Annotated in this window: 20 protein-coding genes and 1 tRNA gene; 12 read left to right on the top strand and 9 right to left on the bottom strand. The window is 64.6% G+C overall.

Translation table 11 applies throughout. The features are described 5' to 3' along the window. Positions 1–27: 27 nt before the first annotated feature. The 3 genes from DXK94_RS06895 (at position 28) to DXK94_RS06885 (ending at position 2,636) form a co-directional block, all read left to right on the top strand. Positions 28–972, top strand: a complete 945-nt coding sequence (locus tag DXK94_RS06895) for an N-acetyltransferase (RefSeq protein WP_115524383.1) — start codon at positions 28–30, stop codon at positions 970–972. Between the two features lie 20 nt (positions 973–992). Continuing rightward, a tRNA-Leu gene (locus DXK94_RS06890) sits at positions 993–1,066 on the top strand. Positions 1,067–1,283: 217 nt separating this feature from the next. Continuing rightward, on the top strand, positions 1,284–2,636 hold the full coding sequence (locus DXK94_RS06885) for an ABC transporter substrate-binding protein (protein ID WP_115524382.1): 1,353 nt from the start codon (positions 1,284–1,286) through the stop codon (positions 2,634–2,636). Between the two features lie 72 nt (positions 2,637–2,708). Here DXK94_RS06885 and DXK94_RS06880 read toward each other — a convergent pair whose 3' ends face one another. The 4 genes from DXK94_RS06880 to DXK94_RS06865 are packed head-to-tail and all read right to left on the bottom strand — an operon-like array spanning position 2,709 to position 6,855. After that, complete coding sequence (locus DXK94_RS06880; RefSeq protein WP_115524381.1) at positions 2,709–3,485, bottom strand: ABC transporter ATP-binding protein; 777 nt, start codon at positions 3,483–3,485, stop codon at positions 2,709–2,711. Continuing rightward, positions 3,482–4,585 carry an ABC transporter ATP-binding protein gene (locus tag DXK94_RS06875; protein ID WP_115524380.1) on the bottom strand — a complete coding sequence of 368 codons (1,104 nt, stop codon included), beginning with the start codon at positions 4,583–4,585 and terminating at the stop codon, positions 3,482–3,484. The genes DXK94_RS06880 and DXK94_RS06875 overlap by 4 nt, the downstream gene beginning before the upstream one ends. Beyond that, entirely contained in the window at positions 4,582–5,550 is a 969-nt protein-coding gene (locus DXK94_RS06870; RefSeq protein ID WP_079595706.1) for a branched-chain amino acid ABC transporter permease, read from the bottom strand. Before DXK94_RS06870 ends, DXK94_RS06875 begins: the two co-directional genes overlap by 4 nt. A gap of 9 nt (positions 5,551–5,559) precedes the next feature. Further along, entirely contained in the window at positions 5,560–6,855 is a 1,296-nt protein-coding gene (locus DXK94_RS06865; protein ID WP_258868468.1) for a branched-chain amino acid ABC transporter permease, read from the bottom strand. Between the two features lie 481 nt (positions 6,856–7,336). Here DXK94_RS06865 and DXK94_RS06860 point away from each other — a divergent pair, with 481 nt between their 5' ends. Then, positions 7,337–8,266 (top strand): Bax inhibitor-1/YccA family protein, encoded by a 930-nt coding sequence (locus DXK94_RS06860; protein ID WP_115524378.1) that lies wholly within the window; start codon positions 7,337–7,339, stop codon positions 8,264–8,266. A gap of 98 nt (positions 8,267–8,364) precedes the next feature. On the opposite strand, the gene galK is transcribed toward DXK94_RS06860, so the two are convergent. Then, positions 8,365–9,546, bottom strand: a complete 1,182-nt coding sequence (gene galK, locus DXK94_RS06855) for a galactokinase (RefSeq protein WP_115524377.1) — start codon at positions 9,544–9,546, stop codon at positions 8,365–8,367. Further along, positions 9,543–10,700, bottom strand: a complete 1,158-nt coding sequence (galT, locus tag DXK94_RS06850; RefSeq protein WP_115524376.1) for a galactose-1-phosphate uridylyltransferase — start codon at positions 10,698–10,700, stop codon at positions 9,543–9,545. Before galT ends, galK begins: the two co-directional genes overlap by 4 nt. 100 nt (positions 10,701–10,800) lie before the next feature. On the opposite strand from galT, the gene DXK94_RS06845 reads away from it, so the two are divergent. From DXK94_RS06845 to DXK94_RS06830, 4 genes are read left to right on the top strand one after another with little or no spacing between them, the layout of a single operon-like run. Continuing rightward, entirely contained in the window at positions 10,801–11,760 is a 960-nt protein-coding gene (locus tag DXK94_RS06845) for an aldose 1-epimerase family protein (RefSeq protein WP_115524487.1), read from the top strand. 39 nt (positions 11,761–11,799) lie between these two features. Continuing rightward, entirely contained in the window at positions 11,800–13,125 is a 1,326-nt protein-coding gene (locus tag DXK94_RS06840) for an AI-2E family transporter (RefSeq protein ID WP_115524375.1), read from the top strand. A gap of 3 nt (positions 13,126–13,128) precedes the next feature. Further along, positions 13,129–14,367, top strand: coding sequence for a threonine ammonia-lyase (ilvA, locus tag DXK94_RS06835; RefSeq protein ID WP_079595700.1), 1,239 nt, complete (start codon positions 13,129–13,131; stop codon positions 14,365–14,367). Positions 14,368–14,375: 8 nt separating this feature from the next. Next, positions 14,376–14,978, top strand: coding sequence for a rhomboid family intramembrane serine protease (locus tag DXK94_RS06830; RefSeq protein WP_079595699.1), 603 nt, complete (start codon positions 14,376–14,378; stop codon positions 14,976–14,978). An 81-nt stretch (positions 14,979–15,059) separates the two neighbouring features. On the opposite strand, the gene greA is transcribed toward DXK94_RS06830, so the two are convergent. Both greA and DXK94_RS06820 read right to left on the bottom strand, forming a co-directional pair. Next, positions 15,060–15,554: a transcription elongation factor GreA gene (greA, locus tag DXK94_RS06825; RefSeq protein ID WP_079595698.1), complete on the bottom strand. Its 495-nt coding sequence runs from the start codon at positions 15,552–15,554 to the stop codon at positions 15,060–15,062. Positions 15,555–15,705: 151 nt separating this feature from the next. Further along, positions 15,706–16,164, bottom strand: coding sequence for a DUF4307 domain-containing protein (locus DXK94_RS06820; protein WP_115524374.1), 459 nt, complete (start codon positions 16,162–16,164; stop codon positions 15,706–15,708). 120 nt (positions 16,165–16,284) lie between these two features. Here DXK94_RS06820 and mca point away from each other — a divergent pair, with 120 nt between their 5' ends. After that, entirely contained in the window at positions 16,285–17,190 is a 906-nt protein-coding gene (mca, locus tag DXK94_RS06815) for a mycothiol conjugate amidase Mca (protein ID WP_115524373.1), read from the top strand. A 99-nt stretch (positions 17,191–17,289) separates the two neighbouring features. Beyond that, positions 17,290–17,628, top strand: coding sequence for a hypothetical protein (locus tag DXK94_RS06810; RefSeq protein ID WP_079595695.1), 339 nt, complete (start codon positions 17,290–17,292; stop codon positions 17,626–17,628). Positions 17,629–17,663: 35 nt separating this feature from the next. On the opposite strand, the gene DXK94_RS06805 is transcribed toward DXK94_RS06810, so the two are convergent. Continuing rightward, positions 17,664–18,407, bottom strand: a complete 744-nt coding sequence (locus DXK94_RS06805) for a hemolysin III family protein (RefSeq protein ID WP_395928456.1) — start codon at positions 18,405–18,407, stop codon at positions 17,664–17,666. Positions 18,408–18,558: 151 nt separating this feature from the next. On the opposite strand from DXK94_RS06805, the gene DXK94_RS06800 reads away from it, so the two are divergent. Together DXK94_RS06800 and DXK94_RS06795 are read left to right on the top strand one after the other, a co-directional pair. Continuing rightward, a complete protein-coding gene (locus DXK94_RS06800; RefSeq protein WP_079595694.1) occupies positions 18,559–19,320 on the top strand; it encodes an isoprenyl transferase in 762 nt (253 codons plus the stop codon). Positions 19,321–19,559: 239 nt separating this feature from the next. After that, positions 19,560–20,978 carry a PhoH family protein gene (locus tag DXK94_RS06795; RefSeq protein ID WP_115524372.1) on the top strand — a complete coding sequence of 473 codons (1,419 nt, stop codon included), beginning with the start codon at positions 19,560–19,562 and terminating at the stop codon, positions 20,976–20,978. Positions 20,979–21,286 lie beyond the last annotated feature (308 nt).

The following is a 21,286-nucleotide window of genomic DNA, read 5'->3' as shown; positions in this document are numbered from 1 at the left end:
GCCTGGCCTGCCTCTTAGACTGGCCTCATGACTGGCGATAGGAACCTGCAGACCCTGCTGGCCGGAATGCGGCCCGTACAGCGAGGCGGGGAGTACGTCTACGTCCTCTGGCCGCACGGACGGCCGCTGGCAGGCGGCGTTGAGGCGGCAGTACGCGAAGCGGAAGGCCTCACTGTGGTGCTGCCCCGGGCCGAGGCGGACAGGCAGGGACTGGCCTACGACTTCGTGGGCGCGTGGATCACGCTGGAGATCCACTCGGCCCTTGAAGCGGTGGGTTTGACCGCCGCCGTCAGCAAAGCCCTGACCGACGCAAGGATCAGTTGCAATGTCCTGGCCGGTTTCCACCATGACCACCTCCTGGTGCCGGTGGCTGACGCACCCCGGGCCCTTGAAGTGCTGGCCGAGCTCTCGGCGCAATACAGTGATGTTCCCCGGCCCGAACTGCTGCTGCGGAACGAAACTCCGGAGGACCGCGACGCCATCCTGGCCCTGACCGCTGAAGCCTTCGCCATATCGCCGGCCACGGGACTGCCGACAGAGGGCGAGCCGGTGGAAGTGAAAGTGCTTCATGCACTCTTCGATGCCAAGGAGTACCTCCCCGGGTTCAGCGTGGTGGCAGTCCTGGACGGGGAAATCGTTGGCCACGTGATCAGCACCCGCGGCTTGGTGGGGGAGCACGAACTCCTGGGCCTCGGCCCCATCGGCGTAACTCCCAGGCTGCAGCGGCAGGGGATAGGTTCAGCATTGATGAAGGAGACCATCGCCAGGGCGAATGCTGCGGGGGAGAGCGGAATCGCCCTGCTGGGCAGTCCTGACTACTACTCCCGGTTCGGGTTTGTTCCCGCAGCCTCCTTCGGTGTGCAGCCACCGGAAGCGGCGTGGAGCGATCACTTCCAGCTCCTGCCGCTCGCCCTCTGGCCCGGCGGCGTCCACGGGACGTTCCGGTATGCCGAACCGTTCATGCTCCTCTGACGGGATACCATTGACCCGTTGCCCCAGTAGCCCAATTGGCAGAGGCAGCGGACTTAAAATCCGCGTGTTGTGGGTTCGAGTCCCACCTGGGGTACTTCGGAATGCCGGTGGCCAAAGTGCTGCCTGGCGGGAAGCCGTCCGCGCTGCGGGCGGCTTCCCCCGTTTAATTCCACATATGCAACGACTGTTATAAGGATGTGACCTCAGTCACTTATCTTCGCCGGGGATATGCATTAGCTTGAAGCTAAATCAGGAACACCTGATTTTTCGCGTCAAAGGCCGTTCGCACCTTTAGATCGAGGAGCTTGTAAATGACTTTATTCCCCCAGGCGGGAACCCGTGTTGCCAAGCTGACAGCGCTTGGCATCGGCGTCGCCTTCATGGTGACGGCTTGCGGCGGTTCGTCCACACCAACGGCGTCCGAAACCGCCACCGGATCAGCGGGCGGAATCGCCTGCCCGGCACCTGAAGGCGGCGGAGGCGCAGCCGCCAGCCAGACTGCGGAATCAGGCTCCGTCCCGGCCTCCACCGGCACCACCGAAACCCCGCTGCGGCTGGGTTCACTGCTGCCCACCACCGGATCCCTGGCCTTCCTCGGCCCGCCCGAAATTGCCGGCGTCAACCTTGGCGTTGACGAGGTCAACAAGGCCGGCGGCGTGCTGGGCAAGCCGATCGAAGTGGTCCACCGCGACTCCGGTGACACCAAGACCGACATCGCCACCCAGTCCACGTCCGCGTTGCTGGGCCAGGGCGTCAGCGCCATCATCGGTGCCGCCTCCTCCGGCGTCTCCAAGACGGTCATCAACCAGATCACCGGCGCCGGCGTCGTTCACTTCTCGCCGGCCAACACCTCGCCGGACTTCACCACCTGGGACGACAAGGGCCTGTACTGGCGTACGGCTCCCTCCGACGTCCTCCAGGGCAAGGTGCTGGGCAACTACATGGCTACATGTGGTGCGCAGACCGTTGGCATGATCGTCCTGAACGATGCCTACGGTACGGGCCTGGCGTCCAACGTCAAGTCCGCCTTCGAGGCTGCCGGCGGCCAGGTTGTGGCGGAGGAGCTCTTCAATGAGGGCGACACCCAGTTCAGCAGCCAGGTGGACAAGATCATCGCCGCGAAGCCTGATGCCATCGCCCTGATCACGTTCGACCAGGCCAAGAGCATCGTTCCGCTGATGACGGGCAAGGGTGTCCTGCCCACCCAGATGTTCCTCGTGGACGGCAACACGTCCGATTACAGCAAGGACTTCCAGCCGGGCACCCTGAAGGGCGCGCGGGGCACCATCCCGGGCACGTTTGCCCAGGAGGAATTCAAGAAGAAGCTGCTGGCCATTGATCCGGCACTGAAGGACTACAGCTACGCAGGCGAGTCCTACGACGCCGTCAACCTCATCGCACTGGCAGCGGAATCCGCCGGAAGCACCAAGGGCGTGGATATCGCCGCCAAACTCAAGGAAGTCTCCGAGGGTGGCGAGAAGTGCACCTCCTTCGCAGCCTGCGTCACGCTGATCCGTGAGGGCAAGGACGCCGACTACGACGGCCAGTCCGGTCCCGTCACCTTCTCGGACGCCGGCGACCCGACGGAAGCCTACATCGGCATCTACGAGTACCAGGACGACAACAAGTACACCGCAGTGAAGGAAGAGTTCGGCAAGCTCTAGGAATCCTTCCTGAACCAAAGGGAGCCCCCGTCCAAAACTGACGGGGGCTCCCTTGTGTTGTGATGTGCGGCGCTACTCGACGGTGTCGGCCAGGGTGCCCAGGTAGAGCTGGATGACCTTGGGGTCCTTCATCAGTTCACGGCCGGTGCCGGTGTAGGCATCCCGGCCCTGGTCCAGGACGTAGCCGCGGTCGCAGATCTGCAGGCAGCGGCGGGCGTTCTGTTCCACCATGATCACGGAGACGCCGGCACGGTTGATCTCGTGCACGCGCAGGAACGTCTCGTCCTGTTTGACGGGGGAGAGGCCTGCGGAAGGTTCGTCCAGCAGCAGCACGGCCGGATCCATCATCAGGGCCCGTCCCATGGCCACCATCTGCCGCTCGCCGCCGGAGAGCGACCCGGCCCGCTGGGCACGGCGCTTTCCAAGCTCAGGGAACAGGCCGGTGACAAAGTCGAACCGCTCGGCGAAGTCCTTGGGCCTCTGGAACATGCCCATCTGGAGGTTTTCCTCGATGGTCAGCGTGGAAAACACGTTGTTGGTCTGCGGGACGAAGCCCACTCCACGGGAGACCAGTTTGTTTGCCTTCAGCCCCGTGATGTCCTGCCCGCGGACGACGACCGTGCCCGAATGGACCTTCACCAGGCCGAACATGGCCTTCAGGAGTGTGGACTTGCCCGCGCCGTTCGGTCCGATGATGCCGATCAGTTCGCCCTTGCGGGCCTCGATGCTGCAGCCGTTGAGGATGTTGACGCCTGGCAGGTAACCCGCCACGAGGTCTGTCACCTTGACCACGGCCCCGCCATCGGCGACGGGCTGGGCGGCGGGTGCCGCGCTGGTGCTGCTGCTCATTGGCTGTCCCTCTCTGTGCGGTCTTGCCCGCTGATGTCCCTGTCCGTACTTCCGTGCCGGCCGCCGGACCCTTCGCCCTCCGGGATGCCACGCCTCCGCTGGTTTTCGGCCTCGTCGGCCACAACGTCCAGGGAGATGATTCCGGCGTTTTCGGTTCCGACAACTGACTCTTCGTCAGCCACCAGTTCGGCAGCCAGCTCCTTGATGCCCTCGGAGTCGCCCAGGTCGACGTCATGGTGGGCGCCCAGGTAGGCGTCGATGACGGCAGGGTTCTTCATCACCTCGCCCGGGGGACCTTCGGCGACGACTTTTCCTTCCGCCATGACCACAACCCAATCCGCGATGTGCCGGACCATGTGCATGTCGTGCTCAACGAACAGGACAGTCATGCCCTCAGCCTTCAGGTTCTTGATGTGGTCCAGCAGCGACTGCGTCAGCGCCGGGTTCACGCCTGCCATGGGCTCGTCCAGCATCACCAGCTTGGGCCGGACCATGAGGGACCGCGCCATCTCCAGGAGCTTGCGCTGGCCGCCGGAGAGGGAGGCCGCGTAGTCATCCTTTTTGGCGTCAAGCTTGAACTTCTCCAGCAGGACGTTGGCCTGGGCGGTGATCTCTTTCTCGCGGCCGCCCCACATGCCCTTGAAAAGGGCCTTGGAAAGGCGTTCACCGGGCTGGTTGGAGGCGCCGAGCCGCATGTTTTCCATGACCGTCAACTTGCCCATGACCTTGGTGAGCTGGAAGGTGCGCACCATGCCCATGCGTGCCACCTTGTAGGGCGATACGCCGGCGATGCTTTGGCCCTCGAACTGCCACTTGCCGCTGTTGGGCGTATCAAATCCGGTGAGCAGGTTGAAGAGGGTGGTTTTGCCTGCACCGTTGGGACCAATCAGTGCCGTGATTTTGTGCCGGGGAATTTCTAGGTATTCGACGTCCACGGCGTTGATGCCGCCGAAGCTTCGCGTCACGTTCTCCGCGACGACAATGGGATCCCGCTTCTTGCACCCGGGACCGGTTTCGCCGGCCGCGATGGGCCGGTTGTCTGTCATGTAATCCGGCTCGCCCCCGCCGGCAGTTGTTCGTTCTTCGCTGTGCATGCTCATGCGAACGCCAGCTCCTTCTTGTTTCCGAAGACGCCCTGGGGCCTGAAAATCATCAGCAGCATCAGGGCGACGCCAACCAGGATGTAGCGCAGCTGTCCCGCCTGGACGGTGTTCAGCCACGTGACGGCGCCCGACTCGATCAGGCCATACAGGATGCCCTGGGTCAGTGACAGGACAACCCAGAAGATCATGGCGCCGATGACGGGGCCAAGGACGGTGCCCAGGCCGCCCAGGAGGAGGCACGTATAGAGGAAGAACGTCAGCTCGGTGCCGTAGTTCGCCGGCTGCACTGCTCCGCGGGGGAGGGTGAAGATCATGCCTGCGAGGGCTCCGAGCACACCGCCGATGATCAGTGCCTGCATCTTGTAGGCGTAGACGTTCTTGCCCAGGGACCGTACAGCGTTCTCATCCTCGCGGATGCCCTTCAGGACACGGCCCCAGGGGCTGCGCATCAACAGCCACACGAGGGTGCAGCACAGGGCAACCAGTGCCCAGCCCACTACGCGGATGAAGAAGTCGCGGTTGTTCATGCCGAAGTAGGAGCCCTCGGGGAAGGGGTTCATGGCGTAGAAGCCGCCTTCGAACGCCGCCAGCCCGTTGGCGGAACCGGTCACGGATGTGAGCTGGTTGGTGGTGACGATGTACCGGACAATTTCCGCGGCCGCGATGGTAACGATGGCCAGGTAGTCTGCCCGGAGCCTCAGCGTGGGGATACCGAGCAGCAGGGCAAAGATTGCCGAGGCGATGATGGCAATCAGCAGCCCAACGAAGAACGGCACGCCGAAGGTCAGGGTGGAGATGGCAAACCCGTAGGCCCCCACCGCCATAAAGCCGGCCTGGCCAAAGTTCAGCAGGCCGGAATAGCCGAAGTGCACGGCGAGGCCCAGGGCAGCCAGTGCATAGGCGGCCGTTGTCGGGCTGAAAATTTCACTGGCAGCGCTGGCAAGAATGAATCCAAAATCCATGGCTGTCTCCTAACCCACGCGCTCGCGTCGGCCCAGGATTCCCTGTGGCCGGAACAAGAGGACAACGATCATGATGAACAGCGCTCCCACGTACTTAAGGTCGGCGGCGAGGCCGAACACGGTTGTCAGCTCCACGAAGATGCCCACGATGATGGACCCGATCAGTGCGCCAAAGACGGTTCCGAGTCCGCCGAGGGTGACCCCGGCGAAGATCAGGAGGAGGATGGCGGAGCCCATATCGAAGGTGACGCCGGGCCGGTAGTAGGCCCACAGGATGCCGCCAAGGGATGCGAGCATGCCGCCGGTGATCCATACCAGCCGGATCACGCCGTCCACATCGATGCCCGAGGCCGCGGCGAGTGCGGGGTTGTCCGCCACGGCACGGGTGGCCTTGCCGAGCCTGGTCTTGAGCAGCACAATGCCGATGAGTGCGATCACCACTGCGCTGATGCCAAGCGACCAGAGGTTGTTGGGCGAGATGGATACCGGGCCCAGCTGGATTTCGGGGCTCTGGGCAAACGGCAGCTGTTGGGTGGCGCCGCCGAAGTAGAACTGGATCACGTAGCGGACGGCCAGGGCGAGGCCGATACTGACGATCATCATGGGCACGAGGCCTGTACCGCGCCGACGCAGCGGTCGCCACAAGCCCCTGTCCTGGGCGTACCCGAACAGGCCGCCGCCCAGCAGGGACAGGATCAGTGCCAGCCAGAACGGAAGGCCGATGGCATTGAACGCGAACACCAGAACGGCACCCAGCGTCACCATCTCGCCGTGGGCGAAGTTGGTCAGGCCCGTGGTGCCGAAAATCAGCGACAGCCCAACTGAAGCCAGGGCGAGGAGGAGCCCGAAGCTCAACCCCGCCACAAGGCGGTTGAGGAGGTTCTGTCCAAAGTCCTGCTGCTGGACCACGATGCCTTTGCCAAACGCAAAGATCACCGACAGGTTGGAGGTCTGGCTGAAGGTGACATCGCGCGGGTTTTCCTGGCCTTCGGCCAGCGTGATGCCTTCAGGCAGGGTGGATTCGTCCAGCTCAACGGTGTACGTGCCCTGTTCGGGTACGCCGATGTTCCAGGAGCCATTCGCCGCTGACTTGGCAGTGCCCGTGAAGTCGCCCTTTGTTGCGGTGATGGTCACGTCCGCCAGGGGAGCGCGGGTGTCATCGCGGAGGAATCCACTGATGTTGTTCTGGAAGGTCTGGTTCGACGGGGATGGTGTCGGTGACGGGGAAGTGGCCTGGGACGCCGGGGCGGCCACCAGGAGGATTGCCAGGATGGAAGCACTGATGGCTCCCAACAGTCTCAGCAACCCTCGGCGTCCTCTTGCCGGCAGGCCTTGGGGTGTACTTCTCAAATTGATAACCTCCACTTGGGGGCGGTCCCGGCTGCGCCGTTGCAGCCGCTGCGAACGGATGCAAGGTTGGGAGGCGCCATCTGGCCCGGCGCCGTCACGCGTGTGAGTTCCGTCACCCTGCTTGGCTTATGCTACAGCGCGCAAGAACCCGCAAATGCCTTGGTCAGGGCGTTGATGGTAGCGATCGGATAACAACTGTGCAGCCCTTTACGGCAGCAGCGGGCGGAACTCCCCAAGAAACCTTTGTTGAGTCACGGTGTTTTCCGGGCAGCCTCCGAGCCCGTTTGATCCACACGGGCAGCTGCTCCTGCCGAGAACAGGGTCACGGTTGCATTGCACCGGGATGAATTCGGGAACTTTCAAGGGTGCATCGACGTGGAAATTGGTAGCGTAAACCTTAAGGTTCACATCACACCCACAATGGAGGAATCCCGCAATGGCACTTGGCGGCAACCCGATCTTCAACGGAAAGAGCTTCCGTGGAGCCACCCAGGCACCGCCTGTCCCGCAGGCTCCCTACGGCAACGCTCCCTACGGCCAGGCCCCTTATGGACAGCCTTACGGCCAGCAGCCCTATGGCCAGGTTCCCTACGGCCAGCCTGCATACGGCCAGCAGGGCTGGAACGCCCAGCCGCAGAACATGACCGACGAACAGCTGCAGCAGATGTACAACCAGCCTGCTGCAGGCCCGGCGGACACCGGCCGGATGACCTTCGACGACGTCATCGTCAAGACCGCAGCCTGCCTCGGCGTGCTGCTCGTCGGCGCCGCGGTGACAATGTTCGTCAGCATGGGCCTCGCGTCACTCCTCATGATCGTCGGCGCCTTGGGCGGCTTCGTTCTGGCCCTCGTCAACACGTTCAAGAAGCAGCCTTCACCGGCACTGATCCTTGCTTATGCAGGCCTGGAAGGCCTCTTCCTCGGCGGCCTCACCCGGGTCCTGGACACCATGTACCCGGGAGTGGGGCTTCAGGCCGTCCTCGGCACGCTGTCCGTCTTCACCGTGACGCTCCTCCTCTTCAAGAGCGGCAAGGTACGCGCCACGCCAAAGGCCATGAAGTTCTTTATGATCGCCATTGTTGGCTACGCGCTGTTCTCCGTGGTGAACCTCGTCATGATGATGACGGGTCTGACCACTGAGCCGTTCGGGCTGCGAAGTGGCATCATCGGCATCGCCATCGGCATCCTGGCCATCGGTCTCGCGGCCTTCTCGCTGGTCATGGACTTCACCAGCATTGAGGCCGGCGTCCGCAGCGGTGCTCCGCAGCGCTTCTCCTGGACGGCCGCTTTCGGCCTGACCGTCACGCTGGTCTGGCTGTACGTGGAGATCATCCGCCTGCTGGCCATCCTGCGCGGGGACGACTAGCACCCAGGCGGCGCCGCCGTCGTCGTCTGTTCCTTAACAATGAAGGCCCCACCTCACGGTGGGGCCTTCATTAGTTCCTGCGCCAGTGTCTTGGCGCCCTACGCGATGCGCGTGGCACCCGCGGCAGGCGAAACCGTGAAAATGTCCGGTGCCGTGAAGCCCGCCCGGGCAAAGGCCTGTACGACGGCGTCGCGCACCTTTTGCTCGGAGCCGGCAGGGGTGAGCGCGATCGCCGCTCCACCGAAACCGCCGCCGGTCATCCGGGCGCCAAGTGCGCCACTGGCCCGCGACGTGTCCACGGCGAGGTCCAGCTCGGGGCAGGAGATTTCAAAGTCGTCGCGCATGGAAGCGTGGCTCGCATCCAGCAGGTGTCCGATGGCTGACGGGCCCTGCTCCGCGAGAAGTTCCACGGTTTGGAGGACCCGGTCGTTTTCGGTGACAACATGCCGGACCCGCCGGAACGTCACTTCGTCCAGGAGTCCGCTGGCTTCCTCCAGGTCTCCCACCTGTACATCACGCAGTGCCTTGACACCCAGGACCTGGGCGCCGAGCTCGCATGACACACGCCGCGAGGCATAGCCGCCGTCAGAGTGCGAGTGTGAAACCTTTGTGTCGATGACGAGCAATACCAGGCCGGCGGGCTCCGTCTCGAAGGGAACCAGCCGGGCGGTCTGGTCCCGGCAGTCCAGGAACACCGCGTGGCCCTGTGAACCGCGCAGTGACGCTGACTGGTCCATGATTCCGGTGGGGGCTCCCACGAAGTCATTTTCGGCCTGCTGGGTGGCCAGGACCATCTCCTGCGCCTCCAGTCCCGCCCCGGTCAGTTCGTTCAGGGCGGTGATGACGGCGCATTCGATGGCGTGGGACGAGGAGAGCCCTGCCCCGAGGGGGACGTTCGAGTCCAGCAGGAGGTTGATGCCCGGCACATCGATACCGCGCCTGCGGAGCGCCCAGATGACGCCGAGTGGGTACTTTGTCCAGCCCTTGGCGGAGCCGGGCTCGAGGGAATCAAGCGTGGTGGTGACAATGCCCTGGTCGCCGTAGGTGGACAGCAGCCGGGCCGTGGAATCGGAGCGCACTCCAACGGCCACCCGGGCAGTGCGGTCGATGGCAAAAGGCAGGACAAAGCCGTCGTTGTAGTCCGTATGCTCCCCGATCAGGTTGACGCGCCCCGGTGCCTGCCAGATGCCGGCAGGAGCGCTTCCGAACTCGTGCGTGAACCGGGCGGCGAGGTCCTGGGTGCCGGCTGCGGCGGCGAGGGGATCAGGTGCGGTGCTCACGCGGGGGCTCCTTCGGGCGCGGCGGCCAGGACGGCCGGGAAGGCTGCGGACGGCGGAACGGACACGGCGCGCAGGCGTTCGGCCACGCTTTCCGGGGTGGTGTCATTGATGAACGCGCCCATCGCTGCCTCCGAACCGGCAAGGTACTTCAGCTTATCGGCAGCACGCCGGGGTGACGTGAGCTGCAGGTGCAGATAGCCCGCAGCGCGCAGCGCCGGCTCCAGGGGAGCCTGGTGCCAGGCGGAAATGTACGGCGTGGGAGTGGGATACAGGGCATCCAGGCGTTTGAGCAGGTCGAGGTAGACGTGCGCCAGCTCATCCTTCTCTTCTCCGCTCAGGGCCGCCAGGTCCGGAACGTGGCGGTGCGGAACCAGATGGATTTCCAGCGGCCAGCGGGCCGCGAACGGGACGTAGGCACTGAAGTTCTCGCCTTCCATGACCATCCTGCTGCCATCCTCGCGCTCCGCCCTCAGCAGTGAGCCGGTCAGGGTCTCCCGGCCGTCCTGCGCATCGTAGAACTTGCGTGCAGCTGCGCCGAGGACGCCCGCCCGGGGAGTGACATAGGGGTAGGCGTAGATCTGGCCGTGGGGATGGTGCAGAGTGACACCGATATCCGCGCCACGGTTTTCAAACGGGAATACCTGTTTGATCCCCGGCAATGCGCTCAGGGCGGCGGTCCGCTGTGCCCAGGCCTCGATCACCGTGCGGGAGCGGACCTCGCTGAGCCCGCTGAAGGAACCTGTGTGCTCGGGCGTAAAGGACACCACCTCGCAGCGGCCGTAGGCCGGACCCTTCGTTCCCCACGTGGCCTGGTCCGGGACGGGGCCGACGGCCGGGCCGAGGGACGGGAAGCGGTTCTCGAAGACCACCACATCGTAATCGGCGGCCGGAATTTCCGAGGGGTTGCTGCTGGTGGTGGGGCAGATGGGGCACTGGTCTGCGGGAGGAAGGTGGGTCCGGGACTGCCGGTGGGCCGCGACGGCCACCCATTCTTCAGTCAAAGCGTCGAAGCGGACTTCTCCCGGCTCACCGCGCGGAGGCAGGCCACGGTGGTCGGTGGTGAACTCGGCTGCCCGCGGGGTGCTGGTGCCGGCGTCATCGAAATAAATCAGCTCCCGGCCGTCCGAAAGTCTGGTGCTGGTGGTCCCTGTCATAGAAGAAGTGTCGCACATTCGCTCAAAAAAGAATAGTTAACAACAAAAGACAACATGTCGGGCTGGAGCGACCCGGCGTGGCCGCGGTACGGTAATGCCCATGACATCGACTTCCTCCCAGGATTCCCTTGCCGGTTCCAACACCCAGGCCTACGCGACGGGCCGGCAGTACGAGCTCCGGCGCGGCGACGCGTTGGCTGTCGTCACCGAACTTGCCGCCGGCCTCCGCTCGTTCACCAGGGGAAATGTGCTCCTGACGGAGACTTACGGCGATGACCAGATCCCGCCCGGCGCAACGGGAATTACGCTGGCGCCCTGGGCCAACCGGGTGGAGGACGGAACGTGGTTCCTTGATGGCAAGAAGCAGCAGCTGGACATCACCGAAGTGTCCCGGAACAACGCAAGCCACGGCCTGCTCCGCAATGCCGCCTACGCTCTGGTAGACGAGTCACAGCACTCCGTCTCCCTGGAAGCAACCATCTTTCCGCAGCACGGCTACCCCTTTCTGGCGCGGCACCGCGTCCAGTACCTGATAAACGATGACCTGGGGCTGGTGGTGCGCCAGACCCTGACCAACCACGCCAAGGCATCCGCCCCCTTTGTCCTGGGCGCCCACCCGTACCTCCGCCTGGGTGACACGCCCATCGAGGAGCTGGTGCTGACCGTTGCCGCCGATACCCAACTGCTGGTGGACGACCGGCTCATTCCCCGCAGCAGCGCTCCCGTAGAGGGGGACACGGACTTCCGGGCGGGCAAGCATATCGCCGACCTCAGTGTTGATGTTGCCCTCACCGACCTGCAGCGTGAAGCAGGCAAAGCCCGGCACACCCTTGCCTCGGCTGACGGGCAGAGCGTGAGCCTCTGGCAGGACGAAGCATGCGAATATGTCCACGTCTATGTGAGCACCCTGTACCCCGGCCGCAGCCGCGCAGTCGCCGTCGAACCCATGACCGGACCTGCCAACGCCTTCAACTCCGGCGACGGCCTCCGCTGGCTGGCGCCGGGCGAATCCTTCACCATTGAGTGGGGAATTGACTACAGCCCTGGTGGGGCCGGATAGCAGTTTCCCATTAGGGGACGGCTGGGGAAGTATTAGGCTATGACGCCAACCGGGGATCCCGTACCGCCCACCAGCCCATCCCCATTGCAGCAACAGCCTGCTGACGTGCCGCCGTTGAGGGTTCGTACGGACCGTGAACTGGACCAGGACATTCCCTATGGAATCCGGATAGCCGCATCGTGGGCATGGCGGCTTGGACTCATCCTCCTGGTGGGTGGGGCCCTGGTTTGGCTGCTGAGGGGGATCAGCTTCCTCATCATCCCCGTTATGGTGGCCGCTCTGTTGGCCGGCCTCTTGAACCCGGTGGTGGGGTGGCTCAAGCGCGACCGGGTGCCGGCAGGCCTGGCCGTAGCCATCACCGTGCTGGGCTTCCTGGGCCTGATTGCGGGAGCGCTGGCGCTGGTGGGCAGGCAGCTCATCGTCGGTTTCGGGGAACTCTGGTCCGAGGCGCTGACCGGAATAAGGCAGATCCAGGACTGGCTGTCAGAGGGGCCCCTCCACCTGACCGCAGACCAGATTGACCAGTACCTGCAGGAAGCAAGTACCGCGCTGCAGGACAACAGCAGCAGCATCCTCAGCGGGGCCCTTTCCTTCGGCAGCACTGCAGGGCATTTTGCCGCGGGACTCATCCTTGCGCTCTTCGTCCTGATCTTCTTCCTGCTGGAAGGCGACAGGATCTGGGCGTTCCTGGTGCGGCTGCTTCCCAAAAAGGCCAGGGCCGCAACGTTTGGGGCCGGGCGCAAGGGCTGGTCATCCATGGTGAGCTACGCCCGCATCCAGATGTTCGTTGCGTTCGTGGATGCCGTGGGCATCGGTGTGGGAGCGGCCATCATCGGCGTTCCGCTGGCGCTTCCGCTGAGCGTGCTCGTGTTCATAGGCTCGTTCATTCCGATTGTTGGTGCCCTGGTCACCGGCGCCATCGCCGTGCTGCTGGCCCTGGTGGCCAACGGCCCGGTGAACGCCCTGATCATGCTGGCCATCGTGCTGCTGGTCCAGCAACTGGAGAGCCACATCCTGCAGCCCCTCGTCATGGGCAAGGCCGTGGCGCTGCACCCGGTGGCCGTCATCCTCTCCGTGGCCGCGGGTTCCTACCTGGCCGGAATCCCCGGCGCCCTGTTCTCGGTGCCCATCCTCGCCGTCGCAAATTCCGCCATTCGCTACATTGCCGCCAGAACGTGGGAACATGAACAAGTGCCGGCAACGCCGCTGGTGGCTGGCGCGCCGGCGGACAACACGATTAAGCACGTCGAGCCGCCGGAGCCGATCCAACGCGGCAGGGACGCCGTTACCGGCACGACAGCAGAACATCCTGATGCCCGCACCTCAGCGGAGCGGGGCACCGGGGACGAATCCAGAGGAGAATAGTCCGTGAACATCCTTGAAACCCTTCCCGTCACACTGGACGATGTCCTGGAGGCGCAGAAGCTGCTTGACGGGATTATTGCGCGCACGCCTGTGGAATCGTCCAGGGCCCTGGGGGCCATGGTGGGCGGCGACGTGTACTTCAAGTGCGAAAACCTCCAACGGGCAGGATCGTTCAAGGTCCGGGGCGCCTACGTGCGCATGGCGCGGCTTTCCCCGGAGGAGAAGAAGCGGGGAGTGGTGGCGGCATCGGCCGGCAACCATGCCCAAGGCGTGGCCGTGGCCGCCAAGAGCCTGGGCATCAAAGCCCGGATCTACATGCCGCTGGGCGTCGCGCTGCCGAAGCTTGCTGCCACCCGCAGCCACGGCGCCGAAGTGATCCTGCACGGCCACAATGTCGACGAAGCGCTCGCGGAAGCCCAGCGCTACAGCAACGAGACCGGCACGGTGTTCGTCCACCCCTTTGACAATGTGGATGTTGTTGCCGGCCAGGGCACCCTGGGGCTTGAGATCCTGGAACAGGTGCCCAACGTGGACACGGTCCTGATGGGCGTCGGCGGCGGCGGGCTGCTGGCCGGTGTCGCCGTCGCCATCAAGGCGCGGGCAAAGGAGCTGGGCCGGGAAATCCGCATCATTGGCGTCCAGGCGGAAAACGCCGCAGCCTACCCGCCGTCGCTGGCGGCTGACGCGCTGGTACCCCTGAAGAAGGTGTCCACCATGGCGGACGGCATTGCCGTGGGGCGTCCCGGCCAGCTGCCGTTCAGCATCATCCGCGAACTGGTGGATGACGTGGTCACCGTCAGCGAAGACTCATTGGCCCGTGCGCTGATCTTCCTGCTGGAACGGGCCAAGATGGTGGTGGAACCCGCCGGGGCCGTAGGAGTGGCAGCACTCATGGACGGCAAAATCGAAAATCCCGGAACCACCGCAGTGGTTCTCTCCGGCGGCAACATCGACCCGATGCTGATGCTCAAGGTCATCCAGCGCGGCCTTTCCGCCGCGGGGCGTTATATGACCGTCCGCATGATGCTGGACGACCGCCCGGGTTCACTGGCCACCATCGCCAGGATCATTGCGGAGAACGATGCCAACGTGACGGGCCTTGACCATACCCGGGTAGGCGGCTCCATCAGCATGGGGGACGTCTCCATCACGGTGAACCTCGAAACCAAGGGCCACCAGCACGGTGAGCAGGTCCTCAGCGCGCTCCGTGCCGAAGGCTTCCAGCCAATCGTGGTGCATTAGGACGCGCCATGGCCGGACTGATGGGTTTCGGGCAGCGGCAGACCGTGGCCGCAAGGGCCAAAGGCGGCCTCCTGGTATTGGGCGCCTTCGTGGTCCTGCTGTTTGTTATCGAGCTGTTCAACATGGTGATGCTGCGTTCGCTCAACAGCACGTTCGGCCTTCGGCCGCGCAGCGCCGACGGGCTGCTGGACATCTTCACGTTTCCGCTCCTGCACGCGAACCTGAACCATCTGCTGTCCAACAGCCTGCCGCTGATCATCTTTGGCTTCCTGGTGTTCCTCTCGGGCCTCCGGGTGTTCCTGACGGCGCTGGCATTCAGCTGGCTGGGATCCGGCCTTACCGTGTGGCTGATCGGCGACGGCGGCATCACCGTGGGGTCGTCAGGCCTCGTCTTCGGGCTGTTTTCATTCCTGCTTGTCCGCGGCTTCTTCAACCGGAGCTGGCGCCAAATCCTGTTGGCCGTGGTCCTCTTCATGGGTTACGGAAGCATCCTTCTGGGAGTCCTGCCCATCGTGGCCGGCTTCGTCTCCTGGCAGGCCCACCTGGGCGGTGCGGCCGGGGGAGTGGTGGCGGCCCTGCTCCTGCGCCCGCGGACCGGCAGGACGCCGTAAAGGGGCATCCCCGAATGACCCCATAAACGAAGAGCGCCGGCCGTCCCCAGGGGACGGCCGGCGCTTTTGGTGCGCGGGAAACTAGCCTGCGTACGGCTTGGCGGACAGGATCTCCACCTTGATGTCCTTGCCGTTCGGAGCAACGTAGCTCAGCGTGTCGCCTTCCTTGTGGCCGAGGATGGCCGCACCCAGCGGTGACTTTTCGCTGAAGACGTCCAGGTCCGAGTCGCCGGCGATTTCACGCGAGCCCAGGAGGAAGGTCTCTTCGTCGCCTGCGATCCTCGCGACGACGATCATGCCTGGCTCAACGATTCCGTCGTCTGCAGGAGCCTCGCCCACATGGGCGTCGCGGAGCAGCGCCGTGAGCTGGCGGATGCGGGCTTCGATCTTGCCCTGTTCCTCCTTGGCCGCGTGGTAGCCGCCGTTCTCCTTAAGGTCACCCTCCTGCCGGGCTGCTTCAATCTTCTGGACGATCTCCGCCCGGCCAGCGCCGGAAAGGTGGTCCAGCTCTGCCTTCAGGCGGTCAAAAGCTTCCTGGGTGAGCCAGGCTGCAGCTGCGCTGTTGGTGGTAGACACGGACTTCTCCTCTAATGGTCCTACATGCAAAAGACCCCGCCACGGTGGCCACTTGTGGAACAGCAACCAGCTCAGCGGGGTAAAGGTATTGCTCCATTGTAGTCAATCCCGCGGACTTATCCCAACAATGGAGCGGCGCACATCACATGTCTTACGCTGTTCCGTCAGCTATCCAGCAGCTGTCCACCACGCCGGACACAGAAAGCGACTCGGTGCGCACGGCCACCCGCTGCGAAACTGTCCTGCCGCCGTCGGCCGTTCCTTCAGCTGCGTCCGAGGGGATATCCACCACTTTCCAGCCGACCACCGCGTACTTTGAATCGAGCGCCTTGATGGCGCACTTGACGGCGGTCCCCGGCTCGCGGGTCACCTGGAAGTCCACCTCAGCAAGGGTGGCATCGGGAGTGGTGTATCCCACGTCCTTGAACGTGACGTCCGTCAGCGAGTTGGACGTGGAAACCCACGCCATGAAGCCGATTCCTCCGGCCAGGGCCACACCCGCAATGGTGCGCTTGGCGGCGGGCGTCAAGCCGCGCTTTTTAGCACCATAGCGATTGGCTAGGCTAGTGTCTGCGGGCGCGGTTGGAGCCGGCTGGTCCGGGGAAGTCACCAGACCAGTTTAGTGCCCTTTCCGCCGGGGCCGGTTGCAGCGGCGACCGGCAGCAGTCCACCCCCGTTCCCCGTCCATCCAGCAGCACTTGGCAAAAGATGAATTAGGAGCCGTCCTTCCATGACAGCGTCCAGCAACTCCCCGGCACCGCTACGGCTGCTCGCAGTCCACGCCCACCCGGATGATGAATCCAGCAAGGGCGCTGCGACCATGGCCATGTATGCCGCTTCTGGCGTGGATGTCATGGTTGCCACGTGCACGGACGGTTCCCGCGGGGACATCCAAAACCCTGCGGTGGAGGGCGAACCGCACCCGAAGCGGGACATGGCAGGGGCCAGGCGGCTGGAAATGGACCGGGCCGCCGCCATATTGGGCATCAGGCAACGCTGGCTGGGTTTTGTTGATTCCGGGCTCCCTGAGGGCGACCCGCTGCCTCCGCTGCCTGCGGGTTCCTTCGCCACCCTGCCCCTGCACCATGCTGCAGCACCGCTGGTGAGGCTGGTGCGGTCCTTCAAGCCCCACGTCATCCTCAGCTACGACGAGAACGGCGGGTACCCCCACCCGGACCACATCATGGCGCACCGGGTTGCCGTTGAAGCCTTCGATTCCGCCGGTGACCCCGCCCGCTACCCGGAGGCGGGGGAGCCGTGGGAGCCCAGCAAGCTCTACTATGACCGGGCCTTCAGCCCCGAGCGTTTCCGTGCGCTGCACTTCGCGCTGGAAGAGGCCGGCCTGCAGTCCCCTTACGCCGAGCGCCTGGCCGCGTGGCTGGAGTCCGACGCCGAGGGGCACACCCCGCCGCCGGCTCCGCACCCCACCACCACGCAGGTGGACTGCGGGGATTTCTTCGAAGTGCGCGACGACGCCCTCCGGGCCCACCGGACGCAGGTGGATCCGCTGGGGTTCTTCTTTGCCGTCTCGGCTGAAATGCAGCGGCGCGCCTGGCCGTGGGAGGACTACTCGCTGATCCGCTCCCGGGTACCCTCGGAGCTCCCGGAAAAGGATCTGTTCGCGGGGCTAAGATAGAACCGCAGGCAATTTCTATGCCGCGTAGAAGATAGGTTCAGGCCCTGTGGCCGTGCTGTCCGCCGCCTGCTGCAACCCGTTCCACAGAAGGTATTAAACGTGCATCGTCTGCTCCTCAGCCTGGCCACAACCCCCACACCGCTGCCCACTCCCACCCTGCGGGAAGGCATCTCGGAGGATCAGGTGACGCCGGGCCTCCTGGGCTTCATCATGACCGCCTTCTTCGTGGTGGCCACCGCACTGCTGATCGTCGACATGGTGCGGCGGATCCGCAGGGTGCGGTACCGTGCCCAGGTGGAGGAGGACCGCCTCGCGGCCGCTGCCGCCGCCGACGTGCAGGCGTCCGACGCCCAGGACGGGCTCAATGCCCCCGAACCCGGCCGGTCCGACGGCGACGGGAACGGCATTGCCCCCGGCCAGTCCCGGCCGCGGGAGTAAGGCGCCCGGACTCTCCGCTTTCCGCCTGCCGCAGCTCAGCCCAGCACTGCCAGGGTGATGGCCGTGAAGTGGGCCGCGAAGGCAAAAACGGTGAAAGCGTGGAAGAGCTCGTGGAAGCCGAAGTGGTGGTAGCTGATGTTCGGTTTCTTCAGGGCGTAGAAGATTGCGCCGGCAATGTAGAGGGCGCCGCCGACGCAGATCAGCGCGGCTGACGGAACGCTGGCCTGGAAGAACTGCGGAAGGTAAAACAAGGCGCCGCAGCCCAGCGCAATGTAGATGGGAACGTACAGCCAACGCGGCGCGTCCGTCCACAGGAGCCGGAACAGCACGCCAAGGATGGCTCCGGACCAGATGACCCACAGCAGCAGGACCGCCTGCGGACGGTCCAGGAGGGTCCAGGCCAGCGGGGTATAGCTGCCCGCGATCACCAGCATGATGTTGGTGTGGTCCAGCCTTTTGAGGACCATTTTTACGCCGGGGGACCAGTTGCCACGGTGGTAGATCGCGCTGATCCCGAAGAGCAGCACGCCGGTGGCGGCGTAGATGGCTGATGTGACCTTGCGGTCCGGCGTCGGAGCCAGCGCCACCAGGACAATCCCGGCGATGAGGGCCAGCGGTGCTGTGACGGTATGGATCCAGCCGCGCCACTTTGGCTTGATCATCAGCAGCTCAGCGAGCCTGACTGCAGCGTCGTCCACCGCACCGGTTTCAGGGTTTGCTTCCGCCGGATGTCCCTTCGGCTCCGGCACGTGCGGGGTATCCGGAGAGTCGCTCTTCATCGCTCCAGAATAACTTACGCCCCGGTAAGTTACTGGCGGGTAGTGTCTCATCCTTCGGCCGCCGGTTCCCGGTGGAACTGCCACTGCCCAGGCTGGCGGTAGCCTAGGATGTGGCAAGTACGTACAGCAAGGAAGTCAGGTGAGTGGACGCGTGGAGTTGCCCGGGTTCCTCTACGGCTTTTACGAGCGCAGGCTCCTCAAAGACCTATCCCGGGACCGGATCCCGCGCCACATCGGGGTCATGGTGGACGGCAACAGGCGGTGGGCCAAGCAGTTCAACGCCCCCACCAGCCAGGGCCACCAGGCCGGCGCGGACAAGATCCATGAGTTCCTGGGCTGGTGCCAGGAGCTCGGCGTCAAGGTGGTCACGCTCTACATGCTGTCCACGGACAACATGAACCGCTCCAGCGAAGAGCTGGACCTCCTGATGGGCATCATCGCCAACACCCTGGACCGTCTGGACGAGGACTCCAACATCTCCGTCCACGCGATGGGGGCGCCCGAACTGCTTCCCGAATACCTCGCCGAGCGCCTCAACAAGCTGACTGCGCGCACGCCGGTCCGCGAAAAGATCCACGTCAACGTTGCAGTGGGCTATGGCGGGCGCCGGGAAATCGTGGACGCCGTGCGCGAACTCCTGCGCGACGCCATGGCCAAAGGCAAGGACATCCCGCAGCTTGCCGACGAGCTGAGCGTGGACGACATTTCCCGCTTCCTCTACACCCGCGGGCAGCCGGACCCTGACCTGGTGATACGGACTTCCGGCGAGCAACGGCTCTCGGGTTTCCTCATGTGGCAAAGCGCCTACAGCGAGTTCTACTTCTGCGAGGCGCTCTGGCCCGCCTTCCGCAAGGTGGACTTCCTGCGTGCCCTCCGCGACTACGCGGGCAGGCAGCGGCGCTTCGGCTCCTGACATCCCCCATTCACTGCGAGTTCACGCAAGCGCAACAGGAATCGCCGCGTAATGGTTGCGGAAATTACTTGGGGTGGAATTACGTTATATCCATCAGCAGGCAAAACCGCCGGCTGATCGGGGAGGCCAGTACATGGAGCGAAACATCGCACCGGTTGTATGGGAGGCCGGACCCGGCCTCGTGGCCGAGCCGCCTCACCAATAACAAATCCGGGCTGGCGCCCGGGGCTGGAGTCGATGTGGCTACTTCTGAACAACTGCCCGAGGTCGTCTTTGACCAGGGAGGGAAAGCTACCTCTCGCGCCATGCGAGCCACCACACAAACCGGCGCAGCAACGGATGCTGCGGCCGGTTTTGCCGTCTCCGGAAAGGAAGCCGACATCCACACCTTCGTGATCGACACCTCGGTCCTGCTGTCCGACCCCCGCGCACTGCTTCGCTTCGCCGAACACGAAGTCATCGTCCCGGTGGTGGTAATCACCGAGCTTGAGGCCAAGCGGCATGATCCCGAACTCGGCTACTTCGCACGCAAGGCACTCCGGCTCCTCGACGACCTCCGGGTCAAACATGGCGGCCTCAACCAGCCCATCCCCATCGGAGACGACGGCGGCACCCTCATGGTGGAGCTGAACCACATTTCCGCAGAGGTGCTGCCCCTGGGCTTCCGCAGCGGCGACAACGACAGCCGCATCCTCGCCGTAGCCAAGAACCTCTCCAACGAGGGCCGGGACGTTACGGTAGTGTCCAAGGACCTGCCGATGCGGGTCAAGGCCTCTGCCATGGGGCTCACCGCCGACGAGTACCGCAACGAGCTGGTCAAGGATTCAGGCTGGACAGGCGTTGCCGAGGTTGAAGCCAACGAACAGGAGATCTCCACCCTGTATGGCCATGAGCCCGTCTTCATCCCCGCAGCAGCCGAGTTGCCGGTCAACACCGGACTCGTCCTGCTCTCCAACCGGGGCTCCGCCCTGGGCCGGGTAGGCCCCGACAAGCAAGTCCGCCTGGTGAAGGGCGACCGGGACGTCTTCGGCCTCCATGGCCGGTCCGCCGAACAGCGCCTGGCCATCGACATGCTGATGGATCCCGCCGTCGGAATCGTATCGATCGGTGGCAGGGCCGGCACCGGCAAGTCAGCCCTGGCACTCTGCGCCGGCCTGGAAGCCGTACTGGAACGCCGCGAGCACCGCAAGGTGATCGTCTTCCGTCCCCTGTACGCGGTGGGCGGGCAGGAACTGGGCTACCTGCCCGGCTCCGAGTCCGAAAAGATGAATCCCTGGGCCCAGGCCGTTTTCGACACCCTCGGCGCGCTCGTCAGCCAGGAAGTGGTGGAGGAGGTCATGGACCGCGGCATGCTCGAGGTCATGCCCCTCACCCACATCCGCGGCCGCTCCCTCCATGACGCCTTCGTCATCGTGGACGAGGCCCAGTCCCTCGAAAAGAACGTCCTCCTCACCGTCATGAGCCGCATCGGCCAGAACTCCAAGATCGTCCTGACCCACGACGTCGCCCAGCGCGACAACCTCCGCGTCGGACGCCACGACGGAATCGCCGCCGTCGTCGAAACCCTGAAAGGACACCCGCTCTTCGGCCACGTCACCCTGACCCGCTCCGAACGCTCGCCAATAGCAGCCCTGGTGACAGAACTGCTCGAAGGCTAAGTCTCCTGGAGGAAGGGCCGTGGTTCCGTTCGCGGGCCACGGCCCTTCTGCGCCTTGAGTGCGTTGAGGTGCTTGGATCCGCCGGGCCACGGCCCTTGCGTGCGTTGCCGTGGTCGGGTTCGTCCGCCCCGAGTCCTTCGCCGTCGCTTAGACACCTCCCGCCGCGCCGCTTCGGTCGCTGGGCGACCTGCGCGCCGCTCTGGTCGGCGATGCGCTCCTACACGAAGGACTCGGACCGGCCGCGTGCCAAGGCGCGCCATCGGCGTCGAGAGGCACAAGCCTGGTCACGGGCCTTCTCGTAGGAGCGC

This window comes from Arthrobacter sp. RT-1, assembly GCF_003367205.1.
In the GTDB taxonomy this organism is placed as follows: domain Bacteria; phylum Actinomycetota; class Actinomycetes; order Actinomycetales; family Micrococcaceae; genus Arthrobacter.
The sequence above is the reverse complement of the archived record's forward strand: the minus strand, read 5'-3'. Positions and strand labels throughout refer to the sequence as shown.